Source organism: Bradyrhizobium sp. LA6.8, from assembly GCF_040547935.1.
In the GTDB taxonomy this organism is placed as follows: Bacteria; Pseudomonadota; Alphaproteobacteria; order Rhizobiales; family Xanthobacteraceae; genus Bradyrhizobium; species Bradyrhizobium barranii.
Genome location: NZ_JBEPQQ010000003.1, coordinates 1,069,818 through 1,094,542 on the forward strand (window position 1 = coordinate 1,069,818; position 24,725 = coordinate 1,094,542).

Below are 24,725 nucleotides of genomic sequence, written 5' to 3' on the forward strand. Positions count from 1 at the left end.
CAGTCATCGTTCATACCTAGGCTCTCCCGTTACGACTTGGGGAAGTTCGTCAAACGATGGAGTCATGATGTGAGCAGGACAAGACTTGCAGCCACCGCGATTGGTCTCGCCGGTGCGCTGGCGGCCTCGCAGGCCCAGGCCCAAACGGCAAGCAGCAGCGATCAGGAGATCGCACTGCTGAAGCAGCAATTGAAGATGCTGGAGCAGAAGCTCGACAAGCTCCAGAGCCAGACCGCCGCCAACACGGCGGCCACGGCGAAGGCCAAAGTCGAAGCAAAGGCAGAGGCCAAGGCCGAAGCGCGCTCGGAGGCGAAGGCGGTCGTGGCCAATGCCAACGCGGCGATCCCGCTCAAGGGACCGGCGCCCGCGTCCGGCGCCGTCGTGACGATGCCGAACAACCGGCCGACCATCTGCACCGCCGATGGGGCAAACTGCGTCGCGATCACCGGTCGCGTGCACTACGATATGGGCGGCTATGACTATCGTCCCAACACGGCGGCAACTGTGCCGCAAAAGCTGGACAGCGGCGAAAACGTGCGTCGCGCGCGCATCGGGGTCGTCGGCAAATTCCTCGAAGACTGGAATTTCGCGCTGATCTACGATTTCGGGGGCTCGTCCGACGGATTTGGCGGCACGGGCGCCGCCGGCGCGACCCCTGTCGGCTTCCTGCCGGGCGGAGGCACCTCCGGCATCGAGAATGCTTGGGTGAGCTACACGGGGCTGAAGCCGTTCGGCGGCAAGATGGCAATCGAAGCCGGCATCATGGACCTTGCCTGGACCCTGGATGAATCCACGAGTTCCAACGACATTGCGTTCATGGAACGCGCCTCGGTCGGCATCATCGCGCAAAATATCGCCGCCGGCGACTTCCGTTCCGCCGCCGGTGCCCGCTGGTACAATGACGTGTTCTGGGCCGGCGCTTACGTGACCGGCCCGACCTCGGGTGCCATTCACTCGGCCTCGAGCGTGTCACCTCCCGGGACCAGCGAGCAATACGGCGCGACCGCCCGCGTTGCGGGCCAGGTCGTGAGCGGCAACGACTACTCGGTGCATCTCGGCGCCGACGCGGAATGGCTGATCCAGCCGCCGCGCAATCTGATCGCGAACACGCAAACGCTCACGCTCAGCGATCGTCCCGAGTTGCGCATCGATCCCACGACGCTGATCTCGACCGGAGCGATTGCAAATGTGTCGGGCGCGCAGGTCTATGGCGTGGAAGCCGCGGCCACCTATGGACCGCTCTGGGTCCAGGGCGAATACTACTGGTTCAACATCGATCGCGGTGCGAACACCGCGGTGGCGCCCATCGGTACGTCGAGCCTGAAATTCCAGGGCGGCTACGCACAGGCGGCCTATGTCCTGACCGGTGAATCGCGCAAGTACAATCCGAGCAACGCGGCCTATGGCGGCGTCAAGCCGAACAATCCGTTCTCGATCAACGGCGGCGGCTGGGGTGCCTGGGAGATCGCCGGTCGCTACTCGACCATAGATCTGAACGATCAGTTGGCGACCGCCGCCGGCATCGCCGGCGGGCGGCAAACCGTCTACACGCTGGCGCTCAACTGGTACGTCAACGGCAATGTGCGCTTCATGCTCGACTATCTGCATGGCACGGTGTCGAAGCAGGCCTCGGCGGTGTCGGCGGCGGACACCGGCTCGAAGTTCGATGCGGTCGCGTTGCGCACGCAGTTTGCGTTCTGATGCAATCTCTTCCGGGAGCGGCACGGTCCGCTCCCGGAGAGTTACGCTGCGCGCTTCGGCTTCTTGACCGGCTCCACTTCGGGCGGCGGCGCGCAGGACAGCCGTTGCTGATGGCTCTCGCCCCAGGCCTTCAGGATGTCGATCACCGGCCGCAGGCTCTCGCCGAGCTCGGAGAGGCAATACTCCACGCGTGGCGGCACCTCGGCATAGACCTTGCGGATGACGAGCTTGTCCTCCTCCAGCGCGCGAAGCTGCTTTGTCAGCATGCGCTGGGTGATGCCGGGCATCCGGCGACGCAGTTCGCCGAAGCGCTGGGTGCCGTCCTGGAGGTGGTAGAGGATCACGCCCTTCCACTTGCCGTCGATCAGGTCCAGCGTCGCCTCGACCGAGCAGCCGGGACGCCGGGTAAAATCTCGCCGCTTCATGCGTGTTTTCCCAATAGTATCCAAACAGGGACTATATCCCCGAATTTACAGTACTTGCCAAATCGGGGCTAGCGGGACAGTTAGCGGACCAGGCGCAGATCACAAGCTACGCGCCATTTGATGGAGACAAGCCATGAAGGCCGTCGGCTACAAAAAATCGCTTCCGATCGAGGATCAGGACGCGCTGATCGATTTCGAGACCGCAAAGCCCGAGCCCAAGGGGCGCGATATCCGCGTCGCCGTGAAGGCCATCTCGGCCAACCCGGTTGATTACAAGGTACGCAAGCGTGCCGCCCCGCCCGAGGGCGAGACGAAGATTCTTGGCTATGACGCGGCCGGCGTCGTCGATGCCGTGGGTCAGGACGTCACACTGTTCAAGCCGGGCGACGAGGTGTTTTACGCCGGCTCGATCCTGCGCCAGGGCACCAATTCCGAATTCCACCTGGTCGACGAGCGCATCGTCGGCGTCAAGCCGAAGTCGCTCTCGTTCGCGCAGGCCGCAGCCCTCCCCCTCACCTCCATCACCGCCTGGGAATTGCTGTTCGACCGGCTCGGCGCGGTGCCCGGCAAGAGCGTCGATCCGCGCACGCTGCTGATCACGGGCGGCGCTGGCGGCGTCGGCTCGATCCTGATCCAGCTTGCGCGCCGCCTCACGGGCCTCACGGTGCTCGCGACGGCGACGCGGCCGGAGTCGCAAAAATGGTGCCTCGATCTCGGCGCGCATGCGGTGATCGACCACGGCAAGCCGATGAAGGAGCAGATCGAGAGCTTGAGGCTGCCGCCGGTCGCGCTGGTGGCGAGCCTTACCTTCACCGACCAGCACTACAAGGCGATCGCCGAGTTCATGGCGCCGCAGGGTCGGTTCGGCCTGATCGACGATCCCCCGGAGTTCGCCGTGAGCACCTTCAAGGGCAAGGCGATCTCGGTACACTGGGAATCGATGTTCACGCGCTCCTCTTTCCAGACGCCCGACATGATCGCGCAGCACCATCTGCTCAACGACGTCTCCGACCTCATCGACAAGGGCGTGCTGCGCACCACGCTCGACCAGACCTTTGGCACGATCAACGCAGCCAACCTCAAGCGCGCGCATGCGCTGCTCGAAAGCGGCAAGTCGCGCGGGAAGATCGTGTTGGAGGGGTGGTAGCAGTCACAACGTTAGGGCGAAGCTGCGTAGGGTGGGCAAAGGCGCGCTCGCGCCGTGCCCACCATCTCGCAACGGGTGCGACAAAAGTGGTGGGCACGCTTCCGCCTTCGCTCTTCGAGCTACGGCGGACAAGTCGCTTTGCCCACCCTACGGTACCACGCTTCCGGTGCCACGCCTTCGCGCAGTCTCAAGCGATCGTATTGACGATGCCGCCTTCCGCGCGCAGCGCCGCACCGTTGGTCGCGGACGCTTCCTTCGACGCAACATAGACCACCATGTTGGCGATTTCGTCGACGCTGGCGAAGCGCTGGATCAGCGAGCTCGGGCGGTGCTGCTTGACGAAATTGGCCGCGGCCTCATCCACCGACTGGCCATTCTGCTTGGCGAGATCCTTCACGAAGGTCTCGACGCCTTCCGACATGGTCGGACCCGGCAGCACGGAATTGACGGTGACGCCGGTGCCCCGGGTGAGCTGCGCCAGGCCGCGGGCGACCGAGAGCTGAGCCGTCTTGCTCATGCCGTAATGGATCATCTCGACGGGAATGTTGAGCCCGGACTCCGATGAGATGAAGACGATGCGGCCCCAGTTGCGCTTGAGCATGCCCTTCATATAGGCGCGCGAGAGCCGCACGCCGCTCATGACGTTGACCTCGAAGAAGCGGCTCCAGTCCTCGTCAGGGATCTCGAAGAAGTCTTTTGGCTCGAAGATGCCGGCATTGTTGATGAGGATGTCGACCTCCGGCAGCGCCGAGACGAGCGCCTTGCAGCCCGCTGCGGTCGAGACGTCGGCGGCGATGCCGCGGACCTTGACGCCCGCCCCTTCCAGCTTGCGCACGGCGGCATCGACCTTGTCCTGGCTGCGACCGTTGATGACCACGCTCGCGCCGGACGCAGCGAGACCTTTTGCGATGGCGTGGCCGATGCCGGCGGTGGAGCCGGTCACGAGGGCGGTCTTTCCGGAAAGGTCGATCTTCATGAAGCATCTCCATTGTTGCTGAAGCGGATATCGTGTCCAGCGCACGCCGCTTCAATCGCCACAACTGCGAAATCGTAGGGTGCGCGGCTTGCCCGCCGCAGCGCTAAGAGCGAAGGCGGAAGCGCGCCCACCATTTCGACACGAGTTAAGAGCGAAATGGCGGGCACGGCGCGCGAAGAGCGCACCTTTGCCCACCCTACGGCACTATTGCCGCGGCGGTAGCGTCCTGAGAAACGCGACGATGGCATCGAGGTCCTGCGCCGTCATGCTGGCATAGGCAGCATAGGCCATCGGCGGCTTGAGCTTGTGGCCGTCGCGCGCGATGCCTTGCGTAATCGCACGTTTGATTTCGTCGTCGCTCCAGCCGCCCAGGCCGACCGCGGGATCCGCGGTGATATTGGGGGAGATGGATTCGCCCCACGGCCCCTTGAATGTCCGGCCACCCTTGCCGCTCGCACCCGCGAAGTCATGCACGGCGGACGGGCCCTCCGGCGTGTGGCATTCCAGGCAATGGGCGATGGTCAGGAGATAGCGGCCGCGCGCGAGCTTGTCGGAGATCTCGGCCTCGGTCGCCTGCTTGCCGGCATAGGTCGGCGTTTCCCGCTTCAGCGCGATCCTGTATTCCGGCGCCGGGGTTTCGTGGCGCACTGCGGGGACTGAGCGCAGGTAAGCGGTAAGCGCATCGAGATCCCGGGCCGTGAGCACCGTGTAGAACGCGGTCGGCATGATCGGCGCGACCTTGGTCCCGTTCGGCCTGTGACCGCTGACCAGAAACCGCTTCAGCTCGGCATCGCTCCAGTTGCCGATGCCGGTGTCCTTGTCCGGCGTGATGTTGGAGCCGGTGACCTTGAAGGCGGGCTCATCGAAGACCTGGCTGCCGCCCGCGAGCGCGCGCGAAAGATCGAGCCCTTGCGGCCCGCGCGGCGTGTGGCAGTTGTGGCAGACCATCACGCTGTTGACGAGATAGGCACCGCGTTCGACCAGCGTCTCGCCAGAGGCCGGCGACATCAACAGCGCCAGCGCGATCCCAAGCACAATCCTCATCGACAGCCCCCCGGCCGGAATCGCGTTCACCAGACGATGCGCGGCATGAGATATCGCCGCGCCATACAAAAAAGCGGCGCCCAGGGGCGCCGCTTTCTGAAAACTTGAGGTACCGGCCGGCTTACGCCGCCTCGGCTTCCTTCTCCTGCACCGGACCGGAGTCCTGGCCCTTGGCATCGACGTCGCGGTCGACGAACTCGATCACGGCCATCGCGGCGTTGTCGCCGTAGCGGAAGCCGGCCTTGATGATGCGGGTGTAGCCGCCCTGACGGTCCTTGTAGCGGGGCGCCAGCACGTCGAACAGCTTCTTGACCTGGTCCTTGTCGCGCATCTCGGAGATGGCTTGGCGACGCATGGACAGGCCGCCCTTCTTGCCGAGGGTGACGAGCTTCTCGACGATCGGACGGAGCTCCTTGGCCTTGGGCAGCGTGGTGACGATCTGCTCGTGCTTGATCAGCGCGGCGCACATGTTGGCGAACATCGCGCGGCGATGCTCGGCAGTGCGGTTGAGCTTCCGATGAACCTTGCCGTGACGCATGTAACTATTCCTTAGTTTGAAACTGCCGCGACGGTTCGTCGGACATGTTGCTCAGGTGGGCTGCCTGCGTTCGCCCGCGAAAGCGCGTTGCGCTTTCGCTTTCTTGTTTGAGCATGATCCTTATCGGAAAACCGCTTCGCACTTTTCCGGGATCATGCTGCGCTCAGTAGTGATCCTCGAAGCGCTTGGCGAGCTCGTCGATGTTCTCCGGCGGCCAGCCCGGCACTTCCATGCCGAGATGCAGACCCATCTGGGCCAGCACTTCCTTGATCTCGTTCAGCGACTTGCGGCCGAAGTTCGGGGTGCGGAGCATTTCCGCTTCGCTCTTCTGCACGAGGTCGCCGATGTAGACGATGTTGTCGTTCTTCAAGCAGTTGGCCGAACGCACCGACAGCTCGAGCTCGTCCACCTTCTTGAGGAAGGCCGGGTTGAAGGCGAGGTCCGGGATGATCTCCTGGGCGACTTCCTTGCGCGGCTCTTCGAAGTTGACGAACACGTTGAGCTGATCCTGCAGGATGCGGGCGGCATAAGCCACCGAGTCATCCGGCGTCAGCGCGCCGTTGGTCTCGATCGTCATGGTCAGCTTGTCGTAGTCGAGGATCTGGCCCTCACGGGTGTTCTCGACCTTGTAGGAGACCTTGCGGACCGGCGAGTACAGGCTGTCGACCGGGATCAGTCCGATCGGCGCGTCCTCGGGACGGTTGCGCTCGGCGGGCACGTAGCCCTTGCCGGTGGCGACCGTGAACTCCATGCGGATCTCGGCGCCCTCGTCGAGCGTGCAGATCTGGAGGTCCGGGTTGAGCACGACCACGTCGCCCACGGTCTGGATGTCGCCGGCGGTGACGACGCCCGGGCCCTGCTTCTTCACGACCATGCGCTTGGGGCCTTCGCCCTGCATCTTGATCGAGATGTCCTTGATGTTGAGCACGATGTCGGTGACGTCTTCACGGACGCCCGCGATCGAGGAGAACTCGTGCAGCACGCCGTCGATGTGCACCGACTGCACCGCCGCGCCCTGGAGCGAGGAGAGCAGGATACGGCGCAGCGCGTTGCCGAGCGTCTGGCCGAAGCCGCGCTCGAGCGGCTCGGCGACGATGGTCGCGAAACGGGTCGAATCGCTGCCGGGCTGGATCTGGAGCTTGTTCGGCCGAATCAGTTCTTGCCAATTTTTCTGGATCGTCACTGTTTCACCCATACAGGCCAGTCAAACTGCTAGTGCAGACACTGGCGTTGGAGAAAGGCCGCGGATCATTCGCGCGGCTTTGCAAAAAGTCATTGCGGGCGACCAATGCGCCCGCAACTTGGTATCAAACGCGCCGACGCTTGCGGGGACGGCAACCGTTGTGCGGGATCGTGGTCACGTCGCGGATCGAGGTGACGGTGAAGCCCGCGGCCTGAAGCGCACGGAGCGCCGACTCGCGGCCCGAACCGGGACCAGCGACTTCGACTTCCAGCGTGCGCATGCCGTGCTCCTGCGCCTTCTTCGACACGTCCTCGGCGGCAACCTGCGCGGCATACGGGGTCGACTTGCGCGAACCCTTGAAGCCCATCGTGCCGGCGGAAGACCAGGCAATCGTGTTGCCCTGCGCGTCGGTGATGGTGATGGTCGTGTTGTTGAACGACGAGTTCACGTGCGCGACGCCGGAGGCGATGTTCTTGCGCTCACGACGACGAACGCGGGTGGCTTCCTTGCCCATAGAGTACCTTTCCTGAAGATCTCAAACGCCGCCGTAATGCCAGCGGCTACACCTGTGGAACGAAAGGCGCGTGGCGAACGGGTCTCCCCTTTCGCCACACGCCGCGATTGGATTCGAAAACTTACTTCTTCTTGCCGGCGATGGCCTTGGCCGGACCCTTGCGCGTACGCGCATTGGTGTGGGTACGCTGACCGCGCACCGGCAGGCCACGACGATGACGCAGGCCGCGATAGCAGCCGAGGTCCATCAGACGCTTGATGTTGATGCCGACCTCACGACGCAGGTCGCCCTCGACGAGATAGTCGCGGTCGATCACTTCGCGGATCTGGAGCACTTCGGCATCGCTGAGCTGGTTGACGCGACGATCCTCGGGGATCTTCACCTTCTCCAGGATCTCACCAGCGATCTTCTGGCCGATGCCATGGATGTACTGGAGCGCGATCAGCACGCGCTTGTTGGTCGGAATGTTCACGCCGGCAATACGGGCCACGGCCTTCTCTCCTGTTGCCGATCCCTCGTCAGGAATCAGGCTTTAAGTGCTTGGTTTCTCGGGCAGGTGTTCACAAACGCGAACACGACGCCCACCCCTGGTCTTCCTGGGGCCCGGCATCGTTTGAAACTATCCGACTTGGATGCGGGGCTTATTAGGGGATTCAGGGGGCTTTCGTCAACCGCTGCTAGCGCTTAGCTCGCTTTTTCGTGACCTTTTTTGCGGCCTTTTTGGCACCTTTTTTGACAGCCTTCTTGGCGGTCGTTTTGGCTGCCTTTTTGACCGTTTTCTTGGTCGTTTTCTTGGCCGCCTTCTTGGCGGCCTTTTTAGCGGATTTGGCAGCCTTTTTGCCGGTTTTCGCCGGCTTTTTGGCTGCCTTGGCCTTCTTGGCACCTTTCTTGGCGGGCGCCGACTTGGCCGCGCTGCGCGCATGGGCCTTGCCATGAGTCTTGGATTCGACCGCCCCGAGGGCCAGGAGCTGACGATGAATCGCGCGGGTGACCTCGTCGATGGCCATCATGCCGTCGATGGTCGAGAGCTTCCGCCGCTCGGAATAGTAGTGAATCAGCGGTTCCGTCTGGCTGCGGTAGCTGGCGAGTCGCTTGGTCAGGACCTCCGGGGTGTCGTCGACCCGGACCTCCTCCCCGCGCTCCCGCATCTGGGCAACGCGAGTCTCGACGCGGCTTAGGAGTGCGCTCTCGTTGACGCGGAGCTCGACCACGGCGTCGAGCTTGAGATGCTTGTGCTTGAGCAGCTCATCCAGCGCCTCGGCCTGCGGCACGGTGCGCGGGAAGCCGTCGAGAATGAAACCGTTCTTGGCGTCCGGCTGGTCGATGCGGTCGGAGATGATTCCCACCACGATCTCGTCGGGCACGAGGCCGCCGCTGGCCATGATCTCCTTGGCCTTCAGCCCGACCGGCGTTCCCGCCGCAACGGCCGCACGCAGCATCTCTCCGGTCGAGAGCTGGACGATGCCATAGCGCTGCACCAGCAGTTGCGCCTGGGTCCCCTTGCCCGACCCCGGCGGTCCCAGAAGTATAATTCTCATCGGCGTACGCCCCCCGGATTGGTGAGCGATACGTCGCGCACCTGTGTTTGAAGTCCAATGACAGTGCAAATCATAATCGGCGCCGCACCGCTACCCATATCATAGGGGAGCAAATGCCAGGACGCCAAGAAGGCCTTTGAAATCAGTGATTGCGTCGCAGGGAGAGCAGCTCTGCCGATGTCTTGGAATGGCTGACTGGTCGCCTCGGCGGGCGCCGCGCGTTGCTTGCGCGGCGAATCGGCGGCGCTGTCGCGCCGCCCTTGGGGAACGCCGCGCTTAGCGGCGGCGGCCGCGCAGCTTCGACTTCCGGATCAGGCCCTCATACTGATGCGCCAGCAGATAGCCCTGCACCTGCGCCACCGTGTCCATGGTGACGCTGACGACGATCAGCAGCGAGGTGCCGCCGAAGTAGAACGGCACCGAGGCGTAGGAGATCAGGATTTCCGGGATCAAGCAGACGATCGCCAGATAAATCGCGCCGAGCACGGTGATGCGCGACAGCACGTAGTCGATATACTCCGCGGTGCGTTCGCCCGGCCGGATGCCCGGAATGAAGCCGCCATGCTTCTTCAGATTGTCCGCGGTCTCGGTCGGGTTGAACACGATCGCGGTGTAGAAGAACGCGAAGAACACGATCAGCGCGAGATACATGATCAGGAACAGCGGACGGCCGTGGCCGAGCTGGGTCGTGATCCACTGGAACCATTCCGGCCCGCTGCCGGCGTTGAAGTTGGCAACCGTGGTCGGCAGCAGCAGCAGCGAGGACGCGAAGATCGGCGGGATCACGCCCGAGGTGTTGAGCTTGAGCGGCAGATGCGAGGACTGGCCCTCGAACATCTTGTTGCCGACCTGGCGCTTCGGATACTGGATCAGCAGCCGGCGCTGCGCGCGCTCCATGAACACGATGAACGCGATCACGGCGACCGCCATGATGATGACGACCAGGATCAGGCCGGTCGACATCGCGCCCTGACGGCCGAGCTCGAGCATGTTGGCGAGCGCCGCGGGCAGCTCGGCGACGATGCCGGCGAGAATGATCAGCGAGATGCCGTTGCCGATGCCGCGCGAGGTGATCTGCTCACCCAGCCACATCAGGAACATGGTGCCGCCGGTCAGCGTGATCGCCGTGGACAGGCGGAAGAACATGCCGGGGTCGCTGACGACGTTGCCGGCGCCCTCGAGGCCCACCGCGATGCCGTAGGACTGGAACGCGGCCAGGATCACGGTGAGATAGCGGGTGTACTGGTTCAACAGCTTGCGGCCGGACTCACCTTCCTTCTTCAGCGCCTCGAGCTGCGGCGAGACGGTGGTGAGGAGCTGGATGATGATCGAGGCCGAGATATACGGCATGATGTTCAGCGCGAAGATCGCCATGCGGTGGATACCGCCGCCGGCGAACATGTTGAACATGCCGAGGATGCCGCCCGCCTGGGAGCGGAACACCTGTTCCCAGATGTTGGGATCGATGCCGGGAAGCGGGATGTAGGTCCCGAGCCGATAAACGAGCAGCGCACCCAGGGTGAACCAGATGCGCTTCTTCAGTTCGTCAGCCTTGGCAAACGCACCGAAATTGAGATTGGCTGCCAGTTGTTCCGCTGCAGAGGCCATCTTGGACTTTCTCCCGCCGCCTATTGCGCCGTCATGCCCGCGGCCGGGCTACTCTAGCGGACGCCGGACATTATCTGGGGCTCGGCTTCGATAAGTCCACGTCCCACACGCGTAAAGGCCCGCGAGCCGCGGGCCAATGACGCAGTTGTTACGCCGCCTCGCCTTCTTCCTTGGCAGGGGCGAGGATCTTCACCGAACCGCCGGCCTTCTCGACCGCGGCGATCGCGGTCTTTGTGGCGCCGTGCACTTCGATGTTGAGCTTGGACTTGAGCTCGCCGCGGCCGAGCAGCCGCACGCCGGCCTTGGCGCGGCGCAGCACGCCGCCCTTCACCAGGGCCTCGACGTTCACGACGCTGCCGGCATCGATCTTCTTGGCATCGACCGCTTCCTGGAGCCGGTCGAGATTGATCTCGGCGAACTCGACGCGGAAGATGTTGTTGAAGCCGCGCTTGGGCAGACGGCGATGCATCGGCATCTGGCCGCCTTCGAAACCCTTGATGCGCACGCCCGAACGCGCGGTCTGGCCCTTGCCACCGCGGCCGGACTGCTTGCCTTTGCCCGAACCAATGCCACGGCCGACGCGCATACGCTTCTTGCGCGAGCCGGCGTTGTCGGCGATATCGCTGAGCTTCATCGCCCTGCTCCTTGTTTCTTGCGCATGATCTTCACCGAAAACGGGTGCCCGCTTTTCGGGATCCTGCGCCTTTGCTTACTTCTCGTCGACGATGCGAACGAGATGGTGAACCTTCTCGATCATGCCACGAACCGCCGGGGTGTCCGGCAGTTCGCTGGTGCGGCCGATCTTGTTGAGCTTGAGTCCGATCAGCGTCGAACGCTGCGAGTGATGGCGGCGGATCGCGCTGCCGGTCTGCTCGAGCTTGATCGTCTTTGCTGCCTTGGCCATGGGAGTCTACTCCGAAAAGCTTCCGTTAGTCGGCAGCCGCCTCGGCGTCACCGCCGATACGGCGGGACTGGAGGGTGGACACCTTGATATTGCGGCGGGCTGCGACCGAACGCGGCGAATCCTGATGCTTCAGCGCGTCGAAGGTTGCGCGAACCATGTTGTAGGGGTTCGACGAGCCGATCGACTTCGCGACCACGTCCTGGACGCCGAGCGTCTCGAACACGGCGCGCATCGGGCCGCCGGCGATGATGCCGGTACCGGCCGGAGCAGCACGCAGGTAGACACGGCCCGCGCCATGACGGCCGGCGATGTCGTGATGCAGCGTACGGCCCTCGCGCAGCGACACGCGGGTCAGGTTGCGCTTGGCGGATTCAGTCGCCTTGCGGATCGCCTCAGGCACTTCGCGCGCCTTGCCGTGACCGAAGCCGGCGCGGCCCTTCTGGTCGCCGATCACGACCAGCGCTGCGAAACCGAAGCGCTTGCCGCCCTTGACGACCTTTGCCACGCGATTGATGTGGACGAGCTTGTCGACGAACTCGCTGTCGCGCTCCTCCCGGCGTTCACGTCCGCCGCCGCCGCGTTGATCGCGTCCACCACGTTGTTCGCGTTCTGCCATTTTTCCAATCCTTCAGAGGCTTGCGCCTCAATCCTCAAATTCTGTTAGAAGCTCAGCCCGCTCTCACGCGCAGCGTCGGCCAGTGCCTTGACGCGCCCGTGGTAGAGGTAGCTGCCGCGATCGAACACGACTTCCTTGACGCCCTTCTCGGCGGCGCGCTCGGCCAGCAGCTTGCCGACCGCCTTCGCCGCATCGATGTCGGCGCCGGTCTTGCCGCCGTCGCGCATCGACTTCTCGAGCGACGAGGCAGAGGCCAGCGTCTCGCCCTTCAGGTCGTCGATGACCTGGGCGTAGATGTGCTTGGACGAGCGAAACACCGACAGACGCGGACGACCGCCACCGGAGCGGCGCAGCTTCAGCCGCACACTCCGCTTGCGCCGGGCATTGGTAACCTTGGCTTTGGACATGACCGGCTCCGTTACTTCTTCTTGCCTTCCTTGCGGAAGATGAATTCGCCAACATACTTCACGCCCTTGCCCTTGTAGGGCTCCGGCGGACGATAGGAGCGAATCTCGGCGGCGACCTGGCCGACACGCTGGATGTCGCTGCCGGTCACCGTGATCTCAGTCGGCTTCGGCACCGTGATCGTGATCCCTTCCGGGATCGCGTAGACCACGTCGTGGCTGTAACCGAGCGCGAGCTGCAGGTTCTTGCCCTGCATCGCGGCGCGGTAACCGACGCCGGTGATTTCGAGCTTCTTCTCGAAGCCCTTGGTGACGCCTTCGACCAGATTCGCGACCTGGGCGCGAGCGGTACCGTACAGCGCCCGCGCGCGGTTGGTCTCGACCCGCGGGTTCACCTTGACCTGGCCATTCTCGAGCTTCACCTCGACGTCGTTATGGACGACGAACTGAAGCTGGCCCTTGGGCCCCTTCATCTTGACGGTCTGCCCGTCGACGGTCGCGGTCACACCCGACGGAACCGCCACAGGCCTTTTGCCAACACGTGACATGGATCAACAATCCTTCTCAGAACACCGTGAAGAGAACTTCGCCGCCCACATTCGCTTCGCGCGCGCTGTGGTCGGCCATGATCCCCTTCGGCGTCGACAACACCGAAATGCCGAGCCCGTTGTTGACCCGCGGCAGAGCCTTCACCGAGGCGTAAACACGACGCCCGGGCTTGGAGACTCGTTCGATCTCGCGGATGACGGGCTCGCCGTCGAAATACTTCAGCTCGATCTCGATCTCACTGCGGCCCGAGGAGTGCTCGAGCGTGGCGTAACCGCGGATGTAGCCCTCGGTCTTGAGCACTTCGAGCACATTCTCGCGCATCTTCGAACCAGGCGTCGAGACCTTGCTCTTGGAGCGCATCTGCGCGTTGCGGATACGGGTGATCAGATCGCTGATTGGATCGTGCGTAGACATCTAAACGACCCTCCTTACCAGCTGGACTTCACGAGGCCCGGGACCATGCCCTTGGAGCCAAGGTCGCGCATCGCGATGCGAGACAGTTTGGTCTTGCGGTAGTTCGAGCGCGAACGGCCCGACAGCTCGCAACGCAGACGGATGCGGGTCGCCGACGAGTTGCGCGGCATTTCCGCAAGCTTCAGGGTGGCGGCGAACCGCTCCTCCATCGGCAGCGTCTTGTCGGCGATGATCGCCTTCAATCGCTCGCGCTTCGGGGCGGCGTTCTTCGCCATCCGCTTGCGCCGGTTGTTCTTCTCGACTGAACTCTTCTTTGCCATGCTTGGCTCCTGGGTATCCGCGTTTGAGAGGCTTTAGGTCAGCGTCTCACTGCCGGAACGGGAAATTGAAAGCGGTCAACAAGGCCCTCGCCTCGTCGTCGGTCTTGGCCGTGGTGCAGACGGTGATGTCCATACCGCGGGCTTCCGTGACCTTGTCGAAGTCGATCTCGGGGAAAATGATGTGTTCCTTGAGGCCGAGCGAGTAGTTGCCGCGGCCGTCGAAGCTCTTCGGGTTCAGGCCGCGGAAGTCGCGGACGCGCGGCAGCGCGACCGTCACCAGGCGATCGATGAACTCGTACATGCGGGCCTTGCGCAGCGTGACCTTGCAGCCGATCGGCTGGTTCTCACGCAGCTTGAAGGTCGCGATCGCGATACGCGAATAGGTCACGATCGCCTTCTGGCCGGCGATCAGCGTCAATTCAGCGGCGGCGTTCTCGGCCTTCTTACGGTCGTTGACGGAGTCGCCAACGCCCATGTTCAGCACGACCTTGTCCAGACGCGGAACCTGCATGACGTTCTCATAACCGAACTTCTCGGTCATTTCCGTCCGGATCTTCGCGTCATATTCCGCGCGCAGGCGCGGCGTGTAAGCGACCTCAGCCATCGATCTCAGCTCCCGAGCTCTTGGCGATGCGGACCTTCTTGCCGTCCGCCAGAATCTTGAATCCGACGCGGGTCGGCTTTCCATCCTTGCCGACGAACGCGATGTTGGACAGTTGGATCGGCGACTCCTTCGAGATGATGCCGCCCTCCTGGGCCTGCGTCTGCTTCTGATGACGCTTGACCATGTTGATACCGCGCACCAGCGCCGTGCCGGCGTCCGGGCGAACCTCGAATACTTCGCCGGTGCGACCCTTGTCGCGACCGGTCAGCACGACGACCTTGTCGCCCTTGCGGATCTTCGCAGCCATCACAGCACCTCCGGCGCGAGCGAGATGATCTTCATGTGGTTCTTCGCGCGCAGCTCGCGCGGCACGGGCCCGAAGATACGGGTGCCGACCGGCTCGGACTGGTTGTTGATCAGAACGGCGGCGTTGCGGTCGAAGCGGATGACCGAACCGTCGGCGCGGCGGATGTCCTTGCGGACGCGCACCACGACGGCCTTCATCACGTCGCCCTTCTTCACCTTGCCACGCGGAATCGCTTCCTTGATCGAGACGACGATGATGTCGCCGATCGTGGCGTAGCGGCGCTTGGAGCCTCCGAGCACCTTGATACACATGACACGGCGTGCGCCAGAATTGTCGGCCACGTCGAGGTTGGTCTGCATCTGAATCATTGATGCACCTCGTCCTCTTCTCTCTTGCGCCAGCCCAGCCGGCGCTCAACATTTTCCTGAAGTCAGTCGGCTAAAGCCAACAGATCAGGCGCTTTTCTTGTGTTCGCCCCGGATCACGATCCAGCGCTTCAACTTCGAAATCGGCTTCGATTCCTCGATCCACACCATGTCGCCCGGCTTGAACTGGTTGTCCTCGTCGTGCGCGTGGTAGTTCTTCGAACGGCGGATCGTCTTCTTGTAGATCGGGTGCGTGAAGCGGCGATCGACGCGCACCACGACGGTCTTGGCAGTCTTGTCGCTGACGACCACGCCTTGCAAAGTACGTTTCGGCATATTCGTAAGCCCCTTACTTCTCTTTCGCGCGCTTCTGCGCGGCGACGGTCTTGATGCGGGCGATGTCACGGCGAGCCTCGCGCAAGCGCGAAGTGTTCTCGAGCTGCCCGGTGGCGCGCTGGAAGCGCAGGTTGAAGCGCTCCTTCTTCAGGTTCAGGATGGCGTCATCCTGCTGATCAGGGCTCAACGCGCGGATGTCTTCGATCTTCATCTGGGCCATGGCCATTACTCCGCAATGCGCTCGACGAAGCGCGTCTTGATTGGCAGCTTGGCGGCCGCCAGCGTCAGTGCTTCCTTCGCGGTCTGCACCGTGACGCCGTCGATCTCGAAAAGCACCCGGCCCGGCTTGACGCGCGCAACCCACAGTTCCGGCGCACCCTTGCCGGAACCCATGCGGACTTCGGCCGGCTTCTTCGACACCGGAACATCGGGGAACACGCGGATCCAGACGCGGCCGGCGCGCTTCATGTGGCGCGTCAGCGCGCGGCGAGCGGCCTCGATCTGGCGCGCGGTGACGCGCTCAGGCTCGGTCGCCTTCAGGCCGAACTGGCCGAAGGCCAACGTCGCACCCGAAGACGCAACGCCGTGGATACGGCCCTTATGCGCCTTCCGGAACTTCGTTTTCTTAGGTTGCATCATGGCTTCAAGCCCTCAAATTCTCTGTGCTGGCCTCAGGCCGCAGCGTTGTCACGGCGCCCACGGCCACCGCGATCACCACCGCCGCTGGTCTCGCCTTCGGCCATTCTCTTGTCCTGGGCCATCGGATCGTGCTCGAGGATCTCGCCCTTGAAGATCCAGACCTTGACACCGCAGGTGCCGAAGGTCGTGAACGCGGTCGCAACGCCGTAGTCGATGTCGGCGCGCAGCGTGTGCAGCGGCACGCGACCTTCGCGGTACCACTCCATGCGCGCGATTTCCGCGCCGCCCAGGCGACCCGAGCAGTTGATGCGGATGCCTTCCGCGCCGAGACGCATCGCCGACTGCACGGCGCGCTTCATGGCACGGCGGAACGCCACGCGGCGCTCGAGCTGCTGCGCGATCGACTCGGCCACCAGCGTCGCATCGAGCTCCGGCTTGCGGATCTCGACGATGTTGATGACGACGTCGGACGAGGTGATGTCCGCGACCTTCTTGCGCAGCTTGTCGATGTCGGCGCCCTTCTTGCCGATCACCACGCCCGGTCGAGCCGAGTGGATGGTGACGCGGCACTTCTTGTGCGGACGCTCGATCACGATGCGGGCGACGGCCGCCTGCTTGAGCTCCTTGTGCAGAATCTCGCGGATCTTGACGTCCTCGTGCAGCAGCTTGCCGTATTCCTGCTTGCCGGCGAACCAGCGGGAATCCCAGGTCCGGTTGATGCCGAGACGCAGACCGATTGGATTGATCTTTTGACCCATCGTTTTCTCCTGCGACCCTTAAGCCGCTGCTGCTTCGGCTTCGACCTGACGAACAATGATCGTCAGCTGCGAAAATGGTTTGTAGACACGGCCCGAGCGGCCACGGCCGCGGGCGGCAAAGCGCTTCATCACGAGACCGTTGCCGACGAAGGCCTGCGCCACGACGAGATCGTCGACGTCGAGGTCGTGGTTGTTCTCGGCATTGGCGATAGCCGATTCCAGGCACTTCTTCACGTCGACCGCGATCCGCTTGCGCGAGAACTGCAGATCGGCGAGCGCAGCAGCCGCCTTCCGGCCGCGAATGAGCTGGGCGACCAGGTTGAGCTTCTGCGGGCTCACCCGCAGCATCCGGGCGACCGCCTTGGCCTCGTTCTCGGCGAGGCTCCGTTCGCGCTTAGGTTTGCTCATCGTTTAATCCTCAAGCCTTCTTGGCTTTCTTGTCACCGGAGTGGCCATGGAAGGTCCGGGTCGGCGAGAACTCGCCGAACTTGTGACCGACCATTTCCTCGTTGACCGCCACCGGCACGTGCTTCTGACCATTGTAGACGCCGAAGGTCAGGCCGACGAACTGCGGCAGGATCGTCGAGCGACGGCTCCAGATCTTGATGACGTCGTGACGGCCGGACGCGCGGGCGGCATCTGCCTTCTTGAGCAGAGAACCCTCGACGAACGGGCCTTTCCAGACTGAACGAACCATGTCCGGCGTTCCTTACTTCTTCCGCTTGTGGCGGCTTAGGAGAATGAATTTGTTGGTCGACTTGTTGCTGCGGGTCTTCTTGCCCTTGGTCGGCTTGCCCCACGGGGTGACCGGGTGGCGACCGCCCGAGGTCCGACCTTCACCACCGCCGTGCGGATGGTCGATCGGGTTCATCGAGACACCGCGGTTATGCGGCTTGCGGCCCAGCCAACGGTTGCGGCCGGCCTTGCCGATCGAGGTGTTCATGTGATCCGGGTTCGACACCGCGCCGATCGTGCCGCGGCAACGGCCGTGCACCAGGCGCTGCTCGCCCGAGTTCAGGCGGATGATCACGTAGTCGTGGTCGCGGCCGACGAGCTGGGCGTAGGTGCCGGCGGAACGAGCGAGCTGGCCGCCCTTCCCGATCTTGACCTCGATGTTGTGGATGATCGTGCCGACCGGCATGTTGCCGAGCGGCATGACGTTGCCCGGCTTCACGTCGACATAGTTGCCGGCAACCACGGAATCACCGACGGCAAGGCGCTGCGGCGCCAGGATATAGGCCTGGGTGCCGTCTTCGTACTTGACCAGTGCGATGAACGCGGTGCGGTTCGGATCGTATTCCAGCCGTTCGACCGTCGCGGGCGCATCGACCTTGTCGCGCTTGAAGTCGACGATGCGCAGCGTCTGCTTGTGACCGCCGCCGCGGAAGCGCACGGTGATGCGACCGGTGTTGTTGCGACCGCCCGAGGAGTGCTTGCCTTCGGTGAGCGCCTTGACCGGCTTGCCCTTGTAGAGGGCCGAACGATCGACCATGACCAGCTGGCGCTGGCCCGGCGTCGTGGGATTGAATTTTTTCAGTGCCATCGTCGTACGACCTTACAGACCGGTGGTCACGTCGATCCGGTGGCCCTCTTCGAGGGTCACGATCGCGCGCTTGCTGTTCGACTGCGAGCCGAGATTGCCGCGGAAGATCTTGGTCTTGCCCTTGCGGACCAGCGTGTTGACGCTCTTGACCTTGACGTCGAACAGCTTCTCGATCGCTTCCTTGATCTGCGGCTTGCTCGCCTTCGCGGCCACCTTGAACAGGACCTTGTTGTGCTCCGAGGCGATCGTCGCCTTTTCGGTCACGACCGGCGACAAGATCACGTCGTAGTGGCGAGGCTCGATGTTCTTCGTCATTTGAAGCGCGCCTCCAGCGCATCGATGGCGGCCTTGGTCAGAACGAGCTTCTGACGGCGCAGGATGTCATAGACGTTGATGCCCTGGATCGGCAGCACGTCCATGTTCGGGATGTTGCGGGCCGCAGCGGCAAAGCCGTTGTTGAGCTCGGCGCCGTCGATGATCAGCGCGTTGGTCAAACCGAGGCCCGAGAAATGGCCGAGCAGCGCCTTGGTCTTGGCGGCTTCCAGCGCGGCCTTGTCGATCACCAGCAGGTCGCCGTCCTTGGCCTTGGCCGACAGCGCATGCTTGAGGGCAAGCGCGCGGACCTTCTTCGGCAGGTCGGTGGCGTGCGAACGCACCACCGGACCGAAGGCACGGCCACCGCCGCGGAACTGCGGCACGCGGGCCGAGCCGTGACGAGCACCGCCGGTGCCCTTCTGCTTGTACATCTTCTTGCCGGTGCGCCAGATCTCGGCGCGGCCCTTGGCCTTGTGAGTGCCGGCCTGACGCTTGTTGAGCTGCCACTGCACGCAACGTGCAATGATGTCCTGGCGCGGCTCGAGGCCGAAAATGGCATCGGAAAGCTGGACCGAGCCGGCTTCCTTACCTTCGAGGGTCGTGACCTTCAATTCCATCTCACGCCTCCTGCGCAGCCGGAGCGGCGTCCGCTTCGCCAGCAACCTTGAACTTGCCGGGCTTCGGAGCTTCCTTCGGCAGCGGCTTCTTGACAGCGTCGCGCACGCGGATCCAGCCGCCCTTGGAGCCGGGAACGGCGCCTTCGACGAGGATCAGGCCGCGCTCGACATCGAGCTGAACGACTCGAAGGTTGAGCGTGGTGATGCGGTCGACACCCATGTGGCCGGGCATCTTCTTGTTCTTCCAGGTCTTGCCGGGGTCCTGACGGCCACCGGTCGAACCGATCGAGCGATGCGAGACCGACACGCCGTGGGTGGCGCGCAGACCGCCGAAGTTCCAGCGCTTCATGCCGCCGGCAAAGCCCTTACCGACCGAGGTGCCGGTGACGTCGACGAACTGGCCGACGACGAAATGATCGGCGAGAATCTCGGCGCCAACCGGGATCATCGCATCCGCGGAGACGCGGAATTCCTCGACCTGCCGCTTCGGCTCGACCTTGGCGACCGCGAACTGGCCGCGCTCTGCCTTGGGCAGATACACGGTCTTGCGGCTGCCAGACCCGAGCTGGAGCGCTACGTAGCCGTTCTTCTCTTCAGTGCGGTGGGCTACGACTTGGCAATTGCCGAGCTTCAGCACGGTCACGGGGATATGTTCGCCGGCCTCTGTAAAGACCCGCGTCATCCCGACCTTTTGTGCGATCACTCCGGAGCGCATCGGCGTGCTTCCTGTTCTTTCTGTCCGCTAGTCGCGAACGTGATCCAAAAATCTTAGAGCTTGATCTCGACGTCGACACCGGCGGCCAGGTCGAGCTTCATCAAAGCATCGACGGTCTGCGGGGTCGGATCGACGATGTCGAGCAGGCGCTTGTGAGTGCGCATCTCGAACTGCTCGCGGCTCTTCTTGTCGACGTGCGGCGAACGGTTGACGGTGAACTTCTCGATGCGGGTGGGCAGCGGAATGGGTCCGCGGACCTGCGCGCCGGTGCGCTTCGCCGTGTTCACGATCTCGCGGGTCGACGTATCGAGGATACGATGGTCGAACGCCTTGAGACGGATACGAATGTTTTGGCCGTTCATTGCCGTGGTCTCTCTTTAGTGGGGGGTGGCGAATAGCGAATAGCGAATGTCACACTCGCTACGCGCCAATCCCTATTCTCGTAATTACTCGATGATCGAGGCGACGACGCCGGCGCCAACGGTGCGGCCACCTTCGCGGATCGCGAAGCGGAGCTTCTCTTCCATCGCGATCGGCACGATCAGGTGCACTTCCATCGCGATGTTGTCGCCCGGCATCACCATCTCGGTGCCTTCCGGCAGATGCACGACACCGGTCACGTCGGTGGTGCGGAAGTAGAACTGCGGACGGTAGTTGGTGAAGAACGGGGTGTGGCGGCCGCCCTCTTCCTTGGTGAGGATGTAGGCCTCAGCCTTGAACTTGGTGTGCGGCTTGACCGAACCCGGCTTGCACAGCACCTGGCCGCGCTCGACGTCCTCGCGCTTGGTGCCGCGGAGCAGCGCACCGATGTTGTCGCCAGCCTGGCCCTGATCGAGCAGCTTGCGGAACATTTCGACGCCCGTGACCGTGGTCTTCTGCGTGGCGCGCAGACCGACGATCTCGATTTCCTCGCCGACCTTGACGATGCCGCGCTCGACACGGCCGGTCACGACGGTGCCGCGGCCCGAGATCGAGAACACGTCTTCAACCGGCATCAGGAAGGGCTGGTCGACCGGACGCTCCGGCTGCGGGATGTACTCGTCGACATTCTTCATCAGCTCGAGGATGGCGTCATGGCCGAGCTTCTTGTCGGAATCTTCGAGAGCGGCGAGCGCCGAACCCTTGATGATCGGGATCTTGTCGCCCGGGAAGTCGTACTTCGAGAGTAGCTCGCGGACTTCGAGCTCGACGAGCTCGAGGAGTTCCGGATCGTCGACCATGTCGCACTTGTTGAGGAACACGACGAGCGCGGGCACGCCGACCTGGCGGGCGAGCAGGATGTGCTCGCGGGTCTGCGGCATCGGGCCGTCAGCGGCCGACACGACCAGGATCGCACCGTCCATCTGGGCGGCGCCGGTGATCATGTTCTTCACGTAGTCGGCGTGGCCGGGGCAGTCGACGTGGGCATAGTGGCGGTTCTTGGTCTCGTACTCGACGTGGGCGGTCGAGATCGTGATGCCGCGCGCCTTCTCTTCCGGCGCCTTGTCGATCTGGTCGTACGCCGTGAACGTCGCACCGCCGGTCTCGGCGAGGATCTTGGTGATCGCAGCCGTCAACGACGTCTTGCCATGGTCGACGTGACCGATGGTGCCGATGTTGCAGTGCGGTTTGTTACGTTCAAACTTTGCTTTGGCCATTTGACTCTCCGTTCAATCGTCAGTTCGAGACCGACGACAATCAGGCAAACTTCTTCTGGACTTCTGCCGACACATTGGCCGGCGCTTCTGCGTAGTGGTCGAACTGCATGGTGAAGGTCGCGCGCCCCTGGCTCATCGAGCGCAGGTTGTTCACGTACCCGAACATGTTCATGAGCGGCACCATCGCGTTGATGACGTTGGCGTTGCCGCGCATGTCCTGACCCTGGATCTGACCGCGCCGGGAATTCAGGTCGCCGATGACCGAGCCGGTGTAGTCTTCCGGGGTCACCACTTCGACCTTCATGATCGGCTCGAGCAGGACGGACTTGCCCTTCTGCAGCGCTTCGCGGAATGCCGCGCGCGATGCGATTTCGAAGGCGAGCGCCGACGAGTCGACGTCGTGGTACTTGCCGTCGACGAGCTGAACCTTGACGTCGACCACGGGGAAGCCCGCGACGACACCAGAGCTCATCACGCTGTTGAGGCCCTTTTCGACGCCCGGGATGTATTCCTTCGGAACCGCACCGCCGACGATCTTGGACTCGAACTCGTAGCCCTTGCCGGGCTCGTTCGGCTCGACCACGATCGACACTTCCGCGAACTGACCGGTACCGCCGGTCTGCTTCTTGTGGGTGTACTTGACCTCGGCCTTCTTGGTGACGCGCTCACGGAACGCAACCTGCGGCGCGCCGATGTTGGCGTCGACCTTGTAGGTACGCCTGAGGATATCGACCTTGATGTCGAGATGGAGTTCGCCCATGCCCTTGAGGATGGTCTGGCCGGACTCCTGGTCGGTCGACACGCGGAAGGACGGATCCTCCGCGGCGAGCTTCGCCAGTGCCACGCCCAGCTTTTCCTGGTCGGCCTTGGACTTCGGCTCGATCGCGATCTCGATGACCGGCTCGGGGAATTCCATCTTCTCCAGGATCACCTGCTTGTCGGGATCGCACAGCGTATCACCGGTGCGCGCTTCCTTCAGGCCGGCCAGCGCGACGATGTCGCCGGCATAGGCTTCCTTGATGTCCTCGCGGTTGTTCGCATGCATCAGCAGCATGCGCCCGATGCGCTCCTTCTTCTCGCGCGTCGAATTCACGACACCGGTGCCGCTCTGCAGGACGCCGGAGTAGATGCGGCAGAAGGTGATGGTGCCGACGAACGGGTCGTCCATGATCTTGAACGCGAGCAGCGCGAGCGGCTCCTTGTCGTCCGCCTTGCGCACGACCTCGTTGCCGCGGTCGTCGGTGCCCTTGATCGCGGGCACGTCGATCGGCGACGGCAGATAGTCGACGACGGCGTCGAGCAGCGGCTGCACACCCTTGTTCTTGAAGGCCGAGCCGCACAGCACGGGATAGAACGCGCCGGTCAGCACCGCTTTGCGGATCAACCGCTTCAGCGTCGCTTCGTCCGGCTCCTTGCCGTCGAGGAAGGCAGCCAATGCATCATCGTCGAGCTCGACGGCGGCTTCCACCATCTTCTCGCGGTATTCCTTGGCCTGCTCGACCATATCTTCCGGGATGTCGACATAGTCGAACTTCGCGCCGAGCGATTCATCGTTCCAGATGATGCCCTGCATCTTCACGAGGTCGACGAGACCCGTGAAGTTGTTCTCGGCACCGATCGGAAGCTGGATCGCGATCGGCTTGGCGCCGAGGCGGTCAACGATGTCGGCCAGGCACTTGAAGAAGTCGGCACCCGTTTTGTCCATCTTGTTGGCGAAGACGATGCGCGGAACCTTGTACTTGTCACCCTGGCGCCAGACGGTCTCGGTCTGGGGCTCGACGCCCTGGTTCGAGTCGAGCACGCAGACGGCGCCGTCGAGCACGCGCAGCGAACGCTCGACTTCAATGGTGAAGTCGACGTGGCCGGGGGTGTCGATGATGTTCAGGCGCTTGCCGGCCCAGAATGCGGTGGTGGCAGCCGAGGTGATCGTGATGCCACGCTCCTGCTCCTGCTCCATCCAATCCATCGTCGCGGCACCTTCGTGCACTTCGCCGATCTTGTGGCTCTTGCCGGTATAATAGAGGATGCGCTCGGTGGTCGTGGTCTTGCCGGCATCGATATGCGCCATGATACCGAAATTGCGGTAGTTCTCTATGGCATGAACGCGAGGCATGGGCTGATCCTTAGATTCCGTGTTTCGCCGTTACCAGCGATAGTGCGAGAAGGCGCGGTTGGCTTCCGCCATCCGGTGCACGTCTTCGCGCTTCTTGACGGCGTTGCCGCGGTTGTTCGAGGCGTCGAGCAGCTCAGCCGAGAGCCGCTCGGTCATCGTCTTCTCGTTGCGATCGCGCGCGGCCGAGATCAGCCAGCGAATGCCCAGCGCCTGACGGCGCACCGAACGAACTTCGACCGGCACCTGGTAGGTCGCGCCGCCGACGCGGCGGGAGCGCACTTCGATCGTCGGCATGACGTTCTCGAGTGCCTGCTCGAACACGCCGAGGGGGCTCTGCTTGGTCTTGGCTTCGATGATGCCGAACGCACCGTAGACGATGCCTTCGGCGACCGACTTCTTGCCGGCGTACATCACCGAGTTCATGAACTTCGTGACGATGATGTTCCCGAACTTCGGATCGGGAAGAACTTCGCGCTTTTCCGCTGAGTGGCGACGAGACATTGAGCTGGTTCCCGCTTACTTCGGACGCTTCGCGCCGTACTTCGAACGACGCTGCTTACGGTTCTTGACGCCCTGGGTATCCAGAACGCCGCGGAGGATGTGGTAGCGCACGCCGGGCAAGTCCTTGACGCGGCCGCCGCGGATCATGACCACCGAGTGCTCCTGGAGGTTATGACCTTCGCCGGGGATGTAGCCGATCACCTCGAAGCCGTTCGTCAGGCGCACCTTGGCGACCTTACGAAGCGCCGAGTTCGGCTTCTTCGGGGTCGTGGTGTAGACGCGGGTGCAAACACCACGCTTCTGCGGCGACTGCTGCAGCGCCGGCACCTTCTTGCGCGACTTCTGCACTTCACGCGGTTGAGCGATCAGCTGGTTGATCGTCGGCATCCTGGCC

36 protein-coding genes are annotated in these 24,725 nt (G+C 63.4%); 2 read left to right on the forward strand and 34 right to left on the reverse strand.

Translation table 11 applies throughout. The features are described 5' to 3' along the window. Positions 1-69: 69 nt before the first annotated feature. Positions 70-1,701, forward strand: a complete 1,632-nt coding sequence (locus ABIA90_RS18940) for an OprO/OprP family phosphate-selective porin (protein WP_283016848.1) — start codon at positions 70-72, stop codon at positions 1,699-1,701. Positions 1,702-1,742: 41 nt separating this feature from the next. Here ABIA90_RS18940 and ABIA90_RS18945 read toward each other — a convergent pair whose 3' ends face one another. Beyond that, positions 1,743-2,126, reverse strand: a complete 384-nt coding sequence (locus tag ABIA90_RS18945; RefSeq protein WP_041959361.1) for a winged helix-turn-helix transcriptional regulator — start codon at positions 2,124-2,126, stop codon at positions 1,743-1,745. 133 nt (positions 2,127-2,259) lie between these two features. Here ABIA90_RS18945 and ABIA90_RS18950 point away from each other — a divergent pair, with 133 nt between their 5' ends. Continuing rightward, positions 2,260-3,273, forward strand: coding sequence for a zinc-binding alcohol dehydrogenase family protein (locus ABIA90_RS18950; protein WP_354117799.1), 1,014 nt, complete (start codon positions 2,260-2,262; stop codon positions 3,271-3,273). Between the two features lie 187 nt (positions 3,274-3,460). Here ABIA90_RS18950 and ABIA90_RS18955 read toward each other — a convergent pair whose 3' ends face one another. From ABIA90_RS18955 to rpsL, 33 genes are all read right to left on the reverse strand, one after another. Continuing rightward, complete coding sequence (locus tag ABIA90_RS18955) at positions 3,461-4,249, reverse strand: SDR family NAD(P)-dependent oxidoreductase (protein ID WP_354117798.1); 789 nt, start codon at positions 4,247-4,249, stop codon at positions 3,461-3,463. A 204-nt stretch (positions 4,250-4,453) separates the two neighbouring features. After that, positions 4,454-5,293, reverse strand: a complete 840-nt coding sequence (locus tag ABIA90_RS18960) for a c-type cytochrome (protein WP_354117797.1) — start codon at positions 5,291-5,293, stop codon at positions 4,454-4,456. Positions 5,294-5,414: 121 nt separating this feature from the next. After that, the gene (gene rplQ, locus ABIA90_RS18965; RefSeq protein ID WP_014494513.1) at positions 5,415-5,831 is read right to left on the reverse strand and encodes a 50S ribosomal protein L17; all 417 of its coding nucleotides are present in this window, start codon (positions 5,829-5,831) and stop codon (positions 5,415-5,417) included. A 163-nt stretch (positions 5,832-5,994) separates the two neighbouring features. Further along, on the reverse strand, positions 5,995-7,026 hold the full coding sequence (locus ABIA90_RS18970; protein ID WP_038942308.1) for a DNA-directed RNA polymerase subunit alpha: 1,032 nt from the start codon (positions 7,024-7,026) through the stop codon (positions 5,995-5,997). A 112-nt stretch (positions 7,027-7,138) separates the two neighbouring features. Continuing rightward, complete coding sequence (rpsK, locus tag ABIA90_RS18975; RefSeq protein WP_007603045.1) at positions 7,139-7,528, reverse strand: 30S ribosomal protein S11; 390 nt, start codon at positions 7,526-7,528, stop codon at positions 7,139-7,141. Between the two features lie 121 nt (positions 7,529-7,649). Then, a complete protein-coding gene (rpsM, locus tag ABIA90_RS18980; protein WP_014494511.1) occupies positions 7,650-8,018 on the reverse strand; it encodes a 30S ribosomal protein S13 in 369 nt (122 codons plus the stop codon). Positions 8,019-8,205: 187 nt separating this feature from the next. Then, the gene (locus ABIA90_RS18985; protein ID WP_354118355.1) at positions 8,206-9,066 is read right to left on the reverse strand and encodes an adenylate kinase; all 861 of its coding nucleotides are present in this window, start codon (positions 9,064-9,066) and stop codon (positions 8,206-8,208) included. Positions 9,067-9,342: 276 nt separating this feature from the next. Further along, positions 9,343-10,674 (reverse strand): preprotein translocase subunit SecY, encoded by a 1,332-nt coding sequence (secY, locus tag ABIA90_RS18990; RefSeq protein WP_028152980.1) that lies wholly within the window; start codon positions 10,672-10,674, stop codon positions 9,343-9,345. Positions 10,675-10,822: 148 nt separating this feature from the next. Then, the gene (rplO, locus tag ABIA90_RS18995; protein ID WP_014494508.1) at positions 10,823-11,308 is read right to left on the reverse strand and encodes a 50S ribosomal protein L15; all 486 of its coding nucleotides are present in this window, start codon (positions 11,306-11,308) and stop codon (positions 10,823-10,825) included. Positions 11,309-11,383: 75 nt separating this feature from the next. Next, on the reverse strand, positions 11,384-11,578 hold the full coding sequence (gene rpmD, locus ABIA90_RS19000; protein ID WP_011088137.1) for a 50S ribosomal protein L30: 195 nt from the start codon (positions 11,576-11,578) through the stop codon (positions 11,384-11,386). A 25-nt stretch (positions 11,579-11,603) separates the two neighbouring features. Further along, on the reverse strand, positions 11,604-12,194 hold the full coding sequence (rpsE, locus tag ABIA90_RS19005; RefSeq protein WP_028152981.1) for a 30S ribosomal protein S5: 591 nt from the start codon (positions 12,192-12,194) through the stop codon (positions 11,604-11,606). A gap of 44 nt (positions 12,195-12,238) precedes the next feature. Beyond that, positions 12,239-12,601, reverse strand: coding sequence for a 50S ribosomal protein L18 (rplR, locus tag ABIA90_RS19010; RefSeq protein ID WP_007603036.1), 363 nt, complete (start codon positions 12,599-12,601; stop codon positions 12,239-12,241). A gap of 11 nt (positions 12,602-12,612) precedes the next feature. Further along, on the reverse strand, positions 12,613-13,146 hold the full coding sequence (gene rplF / locus ABIA90_RS19015) for a 50S ribosomal protein L6 (protein WP_063982587.1): 534 nt from the start codon (positions 13,144-13,146) through the stop codon (positions 12,613-12,615). Positions 13,147-13,162: 16 nt separating this feature from the next. Beyond that, positions 13,163-13,561, reverse strand: coding sequence for a 30S ribosomal protein S8 (gene rpsH / locus ABIA90_RS19020; RefSeq protein WP_008136338.1), 399 nt, complete (start codon positions 13,559-13,561; stop codon positions 13,163-13,165). 14 nt (positions 13,562-13,575) lie between these two features. Beyond that, on the reverse strand, positions 13,576-13,881 hold the full coding sequence (gene rpsN, locus ABIA90_RS19025; RefSeq protein WP_063982585.1) for a 30S ribosomal protein S14: 306 nt from the start codon (positions 13,879-13,881) through the stop codon (positions 13,576-13,578). 46 nt (positions 13,882-13,927) lie between these two features. Further along, positions 13,928-14,485: a 50S ribosomal protein L5 gene (gene rplE / locus ABIA90_RS19030; protein WP_063982584.1), complete on the reverse strand. Its 558-nt coding sequence runs from the start codon at positions 14,483-14,485 to the stop codon at positions 13,928-13,930. Next, the gene (rplX, locus tag ABIA90_RS19035) at positions 14,478-14,792 is read right to left on the reverse strand and encodes a 50S ribosomal protein L24 (RefSeq protein ID WP_063982583.1); all 315 of its coding nucleotides are present in this window, start codon (positions 14,790-14,792) and stop codon (positions 14,478-14,480) included. The genes rplE and rplX overlap by 8 nt, the downstream gene beginning before the upstream one ends. After that, the gene (rplN, locus tag ABIA90_RS19040) at positions 14,792-15,160 is read right to left on the reverse strand and encodes a 50S ribosomal protein L14 (protein ID WP_007603030.1); all 369 of its coding nucleotides are present in this window, start codon (positions 15,158-15,160) and stop codon (positions 14,792-14,794) included. The genes rplX and rplN overlap by 1 nt, the downstream gene beginning before the upstream one ends. Positions 15,161-15,244: 84 nt before the next feature. Then, positions 15,245-15,493, reverse strand: coding sequence for a 30S ribosomal protein S17 (gene rpsQ, locus ABIA90_RS19045; protein WP_071912842.1), 249 nt, complete (start codon positions 15,491-15,493; stop codon positions 15,245-15,247). Between the two features lie 13 nt (positions 15,494-15,506). Further along, positions 15,507-15,713, reverse strand: a complete 207-nt coding sequence (gene rpmC / locus ABIA90_RS19050; protein WP_063986292.1) for a 50S ribosomal protein L29 — start codon at positions 15,711-15,713, stop codon at positions 15,507-15,509. Between the two features lie 5 nt (positions 15,714-15,718). Then, positions 15,719-16,132 carry a 50S ribosomal protein L16 gene (gene rplP, locus ABIA90_RS19055; protein WP_354078117.1) on the reverse strand — a complete coding sequence of 138 codons (414 nt, stop codon included), beginning with the start codon at positions 16,130-16,132 and terminating at the stop codon, positions 15,719-15,721. 32 nt (positions 16,133-16,164) lie between these two features. Beyond that, positions 16,165-16,890, reverse strand: coding sequence for a 30S ribosomal protein S3 (rpsC, locus tag ABIA90_RS19060; protein WP_129268065.1), 726 nt, complete (start codon positions 16,888-16,890; stop codon positions 16,165-16,167). Between the two features lie 18 nt (positions 16,891-16,908). Then, positions 16,909-17,298 (reverse strand): 50S ribosomal protein L22, encoded by a 390-nt coding sequence (gene rplV / locus ABIA90_RS19065; protein WP_011088147.1) that lies wholly within the window; start codon positions 17,296-17,298, stop codon positions 16,909-16,911. A 10-nt stretch (positions 17,299-17,308) separates the two neighbouring features. Further along, positions 17,309-17,587 (reverse strand): 30S ribosomal protein S19, encoded by a 279-nt coding sequence (gene rpsS / locus ABIA90_RS19070; RefSeq protein ID WP_008136357.1) that lies wholly within the window; start codon positions 17,585-17,587, stop codon positions 17,309-17,311. A gap of 12 nt (positions 17,588-17,599) precedes the next feature. After that, positions 17,600-18,433 (reverse strand): 50S ribosomal protein L2, encoded by an 834-nt coding sequence (gene rplB / locus ABIA90_RS19075; protein WP_028152985.1) that lies wholly within the window; start codon positions 18,431-18,433, stop codon positions 17,600-17,602. A 12-nt stretch (positions 18,434-18,445) separates the two neighbouring features. Beyond that, complete coding sequence (locus ABIA90_RS19080) at positions 18,446-18,748, reverse strand: 50S ribosomal protein L23 (RefSeq protein ID WP_354117796.1); 303 nt, start codon at positions 18,746-18,748, stop codon at positions 18,446-18,448. Then, entirely contained in the window at positions 18,745-19,365 is a 621-nt protein-coding gene (rplD, locus tag ABIA90_RS19085) for a 50S ribosomal protein L4 (RefSeq protein WP_011088150.1), read from the reverse strand. Before rplD ends, ABIA90_RS19080 begins: the two co-directional genes overlap by 4 nt. Position 19,366: 1 nt before the next feature. Next, entirely contained in the window at positions 19,367-20,080 is a 714-nt protein-coding gene (gene rplC / locus ABIA90_RS19090) for a 50S ribosomal protein L3 (protein ID WP_085405457.1), read from the reverse strand. Between the two features lie 53 nt (positions 20,081-20,133). Further along, complete coding sequence (gene rpsJ / locus ABIA90_RS19095) at positions 20,134-20,442, reverse strand: 30S ribosomal protein S10 (protein WP_002712302.1); 309 nt, start codon at positions 20,440-20,442, stop codon at positions 20,134-20,136. Between the two features lie 84 nt (positions 20,443-20,526). Next, positions 20,527-21,717 carry an elongation factor Tu gene (gene tuf, locus ABIA90_RS19100; RefSeq protein ID WP_063982577.1) on the reverse strand — a complete coding sequence of 397 codons (1,191 nt, stop codon included), beginning with the start codon at positions 21,715-21,717 and terminating at the stop codon, positions 20,527-20,529. A 40-nt stretch (positions 21,718-21,757) separates the two neighbouring features. After that, complete coding sequence (gene fusA, locus ABIA90_RS19105) at positions 21,758-23,830, reverse strand: elongation factor G (RefSeq protein WP_354117795.1); 2,073 nt, start codon at positions 23,828-23,830, stop codon at positions 21,758-21,760. Positions 23,831-23,860: 30 nt separating this feature from the next. Then, on the reverse strand, positions 23,861-24,331 hold the full coding sequence (gene rpsG, locus ABIA90_RS19110) for a 30S ribosomal protein S7 (protein ID WP_063982575.1): 471 nt from the start codon (positions 24,329-24,331) through the stop codon (positions 23,861-23,863). Positions 24,332-24,346: 15 nt separating this feature from the next. After that, the gene (rpsL, locus tag ABIA90_RS19115) at positions 24,347-24,718 is read right to left on the reverse strand and encodes a 30S ribosomal protein S12 (protein ID WP_007603006.1); all 372 of its coding nucleotides are present in this window, start codon (positions 24,716-24,718) and stop codon (positions 24,347-24,349) included. Between the last annotated feature and the right edge of the window lie 7 nt (positions 24,719-24,725).

What these genes read in the sequence shown, in the direction of transcription:
- ABIA90_RS18945 (WP_041959361.1), bottom strand. Translation starts at nt 2,126, where the DNA reads ATGAAGCGGCGAGATTTTACCCGGCGTCCCGGCTGCTCGGTCGAGGCG.
- ABIA90_RS18950 (WP_354117799.1), top strand. Translation starts at nt 2,260, where the DNA reads ATGAAGGCCGTCGGCTACAAAAAATCGCTTCCGATCGAGGATCAGGAC.
- ABIA90_RS18955 (WP_354117798.1), bottom strand. Translation starts at nt 4,249, where the DNA reads ATGAAGATCGACCTTTCCGGAAAGACCGCCCTCGTGACCGGCTCCACC.
- ABIA90_RS18960 (WP_354117797.1), bottom strand. Translation starts at nt 5,293, where the DNA reads ATGAGGATTGTGCTTGGGATCGCGCTGGCGCTGTTGATGTCGCCGGCC.
- rplQ (WP_014494513.1), bottom strand. Translation starts at nt 5,831, where the DNA reads ATGCGTCACGGCAAGGTTCATCGGAAGCTCAACCGCACTGCCGAGCAT.
- ABIA90_RS18970 (WP_038942308.1), bottom strand. Translation starts at nt 7,026, where the DNA reads ATGGGTGAAACAGTGACGATCCAGAAAAATTGGCAAGAACTGATTCGG.
- rpsK (WP_007603045.1), bottom strand. Translation starts at nt 7,528, where the DNA reads ATGGGCAAGGAAGCCACCCGCGTTCGTCGTCGTGAGCGCAAGAACATC.
- ABIA90_RS18985 (WP_354118355.1), bottom strand. Translation starts at nt 9,066, where the DNA reads ATGAGAATTATACTTCTGGGACCGCCGGGGTCGGGCAAGGGGACCCAG.
- secY (WP_028152980.1), bottom strand. Translation starts at nt 10,674, where the DNA reads ATGGCCTCTGCAGCGGAACAACTGGCAGCCAATCTCAATTTCGGTGCG.
- rplO (WP_014494508.1), bottom strand. Translation starts at nt 11,308, where the DNA reads ATGAAGCTCAGCGATATCGCCGACAACGCCGGCTCGCGCAAGAAGCGT.
- rpmD (WP_011088137.1), bottom strand. Translation starts at nt 11,578, where the DNA reads ATGGCCAAGGCAGCAAAGACGATCAAGCTCGAGCAGACCGGCAGCGCG.
- rpsE (WP_028152981.1), bottom strand. Translation starts at nt 12,194, where the DNA reads ATGGCAGAACGCGAACAACGTGGTGGACGCGATCAACGCGGCGGCGGC.
- rplR (WP_007603036.1), bottom strand. Translation starts at nt 12,601, where the DNA reads ATGTCCAAAGCCAAGGTTACCAATGCCCGGCGCAAGCGGAGTGTGCGG.
- rplF (WP_063982587.1), bottom strand. Translation starts at nt 13,146, where the DNA reads ATGTCACGTGTTGGCAAAAGGCCTGTGGCGGTTCCGTCGGGTGTGACC.
- rpsH (WP_008136338.1), bottom strand. Translation starts at nt 13,561, where the DNA reads ATGTCTACGCACGATCCAATCAGCGATCTGATCACCCGTATCCGCAAC.
- rpsN (WP_063982585.1), bottom strand. Translation starts at nt 13,881, where the DNA reads ATGGCAAAGAAGAGTTCAGTCGAGAAGAACAACCGGCGCAAGCGGATG.
- rplE (WP_063982584.1), bottom strand. Translation starts at nt 14,485, where the DNA reads ATGGCTGAGGTCGCTTACACGCCGCGCCTGCGCGCGGAATATGACGCG.
- rplX (WP_063982583.1), bottom strand. Translation starts at nt 14,792, where the DNA reads ATGGCTGCGAAGATCCGCAAGGGCGACAAGGTCGTCGTGCTGACCGGT.
- rplN (WP_007603030.1), bottom strand. Translation starts at nt 15,160, where the DNA reads ATGATTCAGATGCAGACCAACCTCGACGTGGCCGACAATTCTGGCGCA.
- rpsQ (WP_071912842.1), bottom strand. Translation starts at nt 15,493, where the DNA reads ATGCCGAAACGTACTTTGCAAGGCGTGGTCGTCAGCGACAAGACTGCC.
- rpmC (WP_063986292.1), bottom strand. Translation starts at nt 15,713, where the DNA reads ATGGCCCAGATGAAGATCGAAGACATCCGCGCGTTGAGCCCTGATCAG.
- rplP (WP_354078117.1), bottom strand. Translation starts at nt 16,132, where the DNA reads ATGATGCAACCTAAGAAAACGAAGTTCCGGAAGGCGCATAAGGGCCGT.
- rpsC (WP_129268065.1), bottom strand. Translation starts at nt 16,890, where the DNA reads ATGGGTCAAAAGATCAATCCAATCGGTCTGCGTCTCGGCATCAACCGG.
- rplV (WP_011088147.1), bottom strand. Translation starts at nt 17,298, where the DNA reads ATGAGCAAACCTAAGCGCGAACGGAGCCTCGCCGAGAACGAGGCCAAG.
- rpsS (WP_008136357.1), bottom strand. Translation starts at nt 17,587, where the DNA reads ATGGTTCGTTCAGTCTGGAAAGGCCCGTTCGTCGAGGGTTCTCTGCTC.
- rplB (WP_028152985.1), bottom strand. Translation starts at nt 18,433, where the DNA reads ATGGCACTGAAAAAATTCAATCCCACGACGCCGGGCCAGCGCCAGCTG.
- ABIA90_RS19080 (WP_354117796.1), bottom strand. Translation starts at nt 18,748, where the DNA reads ATGACGAAGAACATCGAGCCTCGCCACTACGACGTGATCTTGTCGCCG.
- rplD (WP_011088150.1), bottom strand. Translation starts at nt 19,365, where the DNA reads ATGGAATTGAAGGTCACGACCCTCGAAGGTAAGGAAGCCGGCTCGGTC.
- rplC (WP_085405457.1), bottom strand. Translation starts at nt 20,080, where the DNA reads ATGCGCTCCGGAGTGATCGCACAAAAGGTCGGGATGACGCGGGTCTTT.
- rpsJ (WP_002712302.1), bottom strand. Translation starts at nt 20,442, where the DNA reads ATGAACGGCCAAAACATTCGTATCCGTCTCAAGGCGTTCGACCATCGT.
- tuf (WP_063982577.1), bottom strand. Translation starts at nt 21,717, where the DNA reads ATGGCCAAAGCAAAGTTTGAACGTAACAAACCGCACTGCAACATCGGC.
- fusA (WP_354117795.1), bottom strand. Translation starts at nt 23,830, where the DNA reads ATGCCTCGCGTTCATGCCATAGAGAACTACCGCAATTTCGGTATCATG.
- rpsG (WP_063982575.1), bottom strand. Translation starts at nt 24,331, where the DNA reads ATGTCTCGTCGCCACTCAGCGGAAAAGCGCGAAGTTCTTCCCGATCCG.
- rpsL (WP_007603006.1), bottom strand. Translation starts at nt 24,718, where the DNA reads ATGCCGACGATCAACCAGCTGATCGCTCAACCGCGTGAAGTGCAGAAG.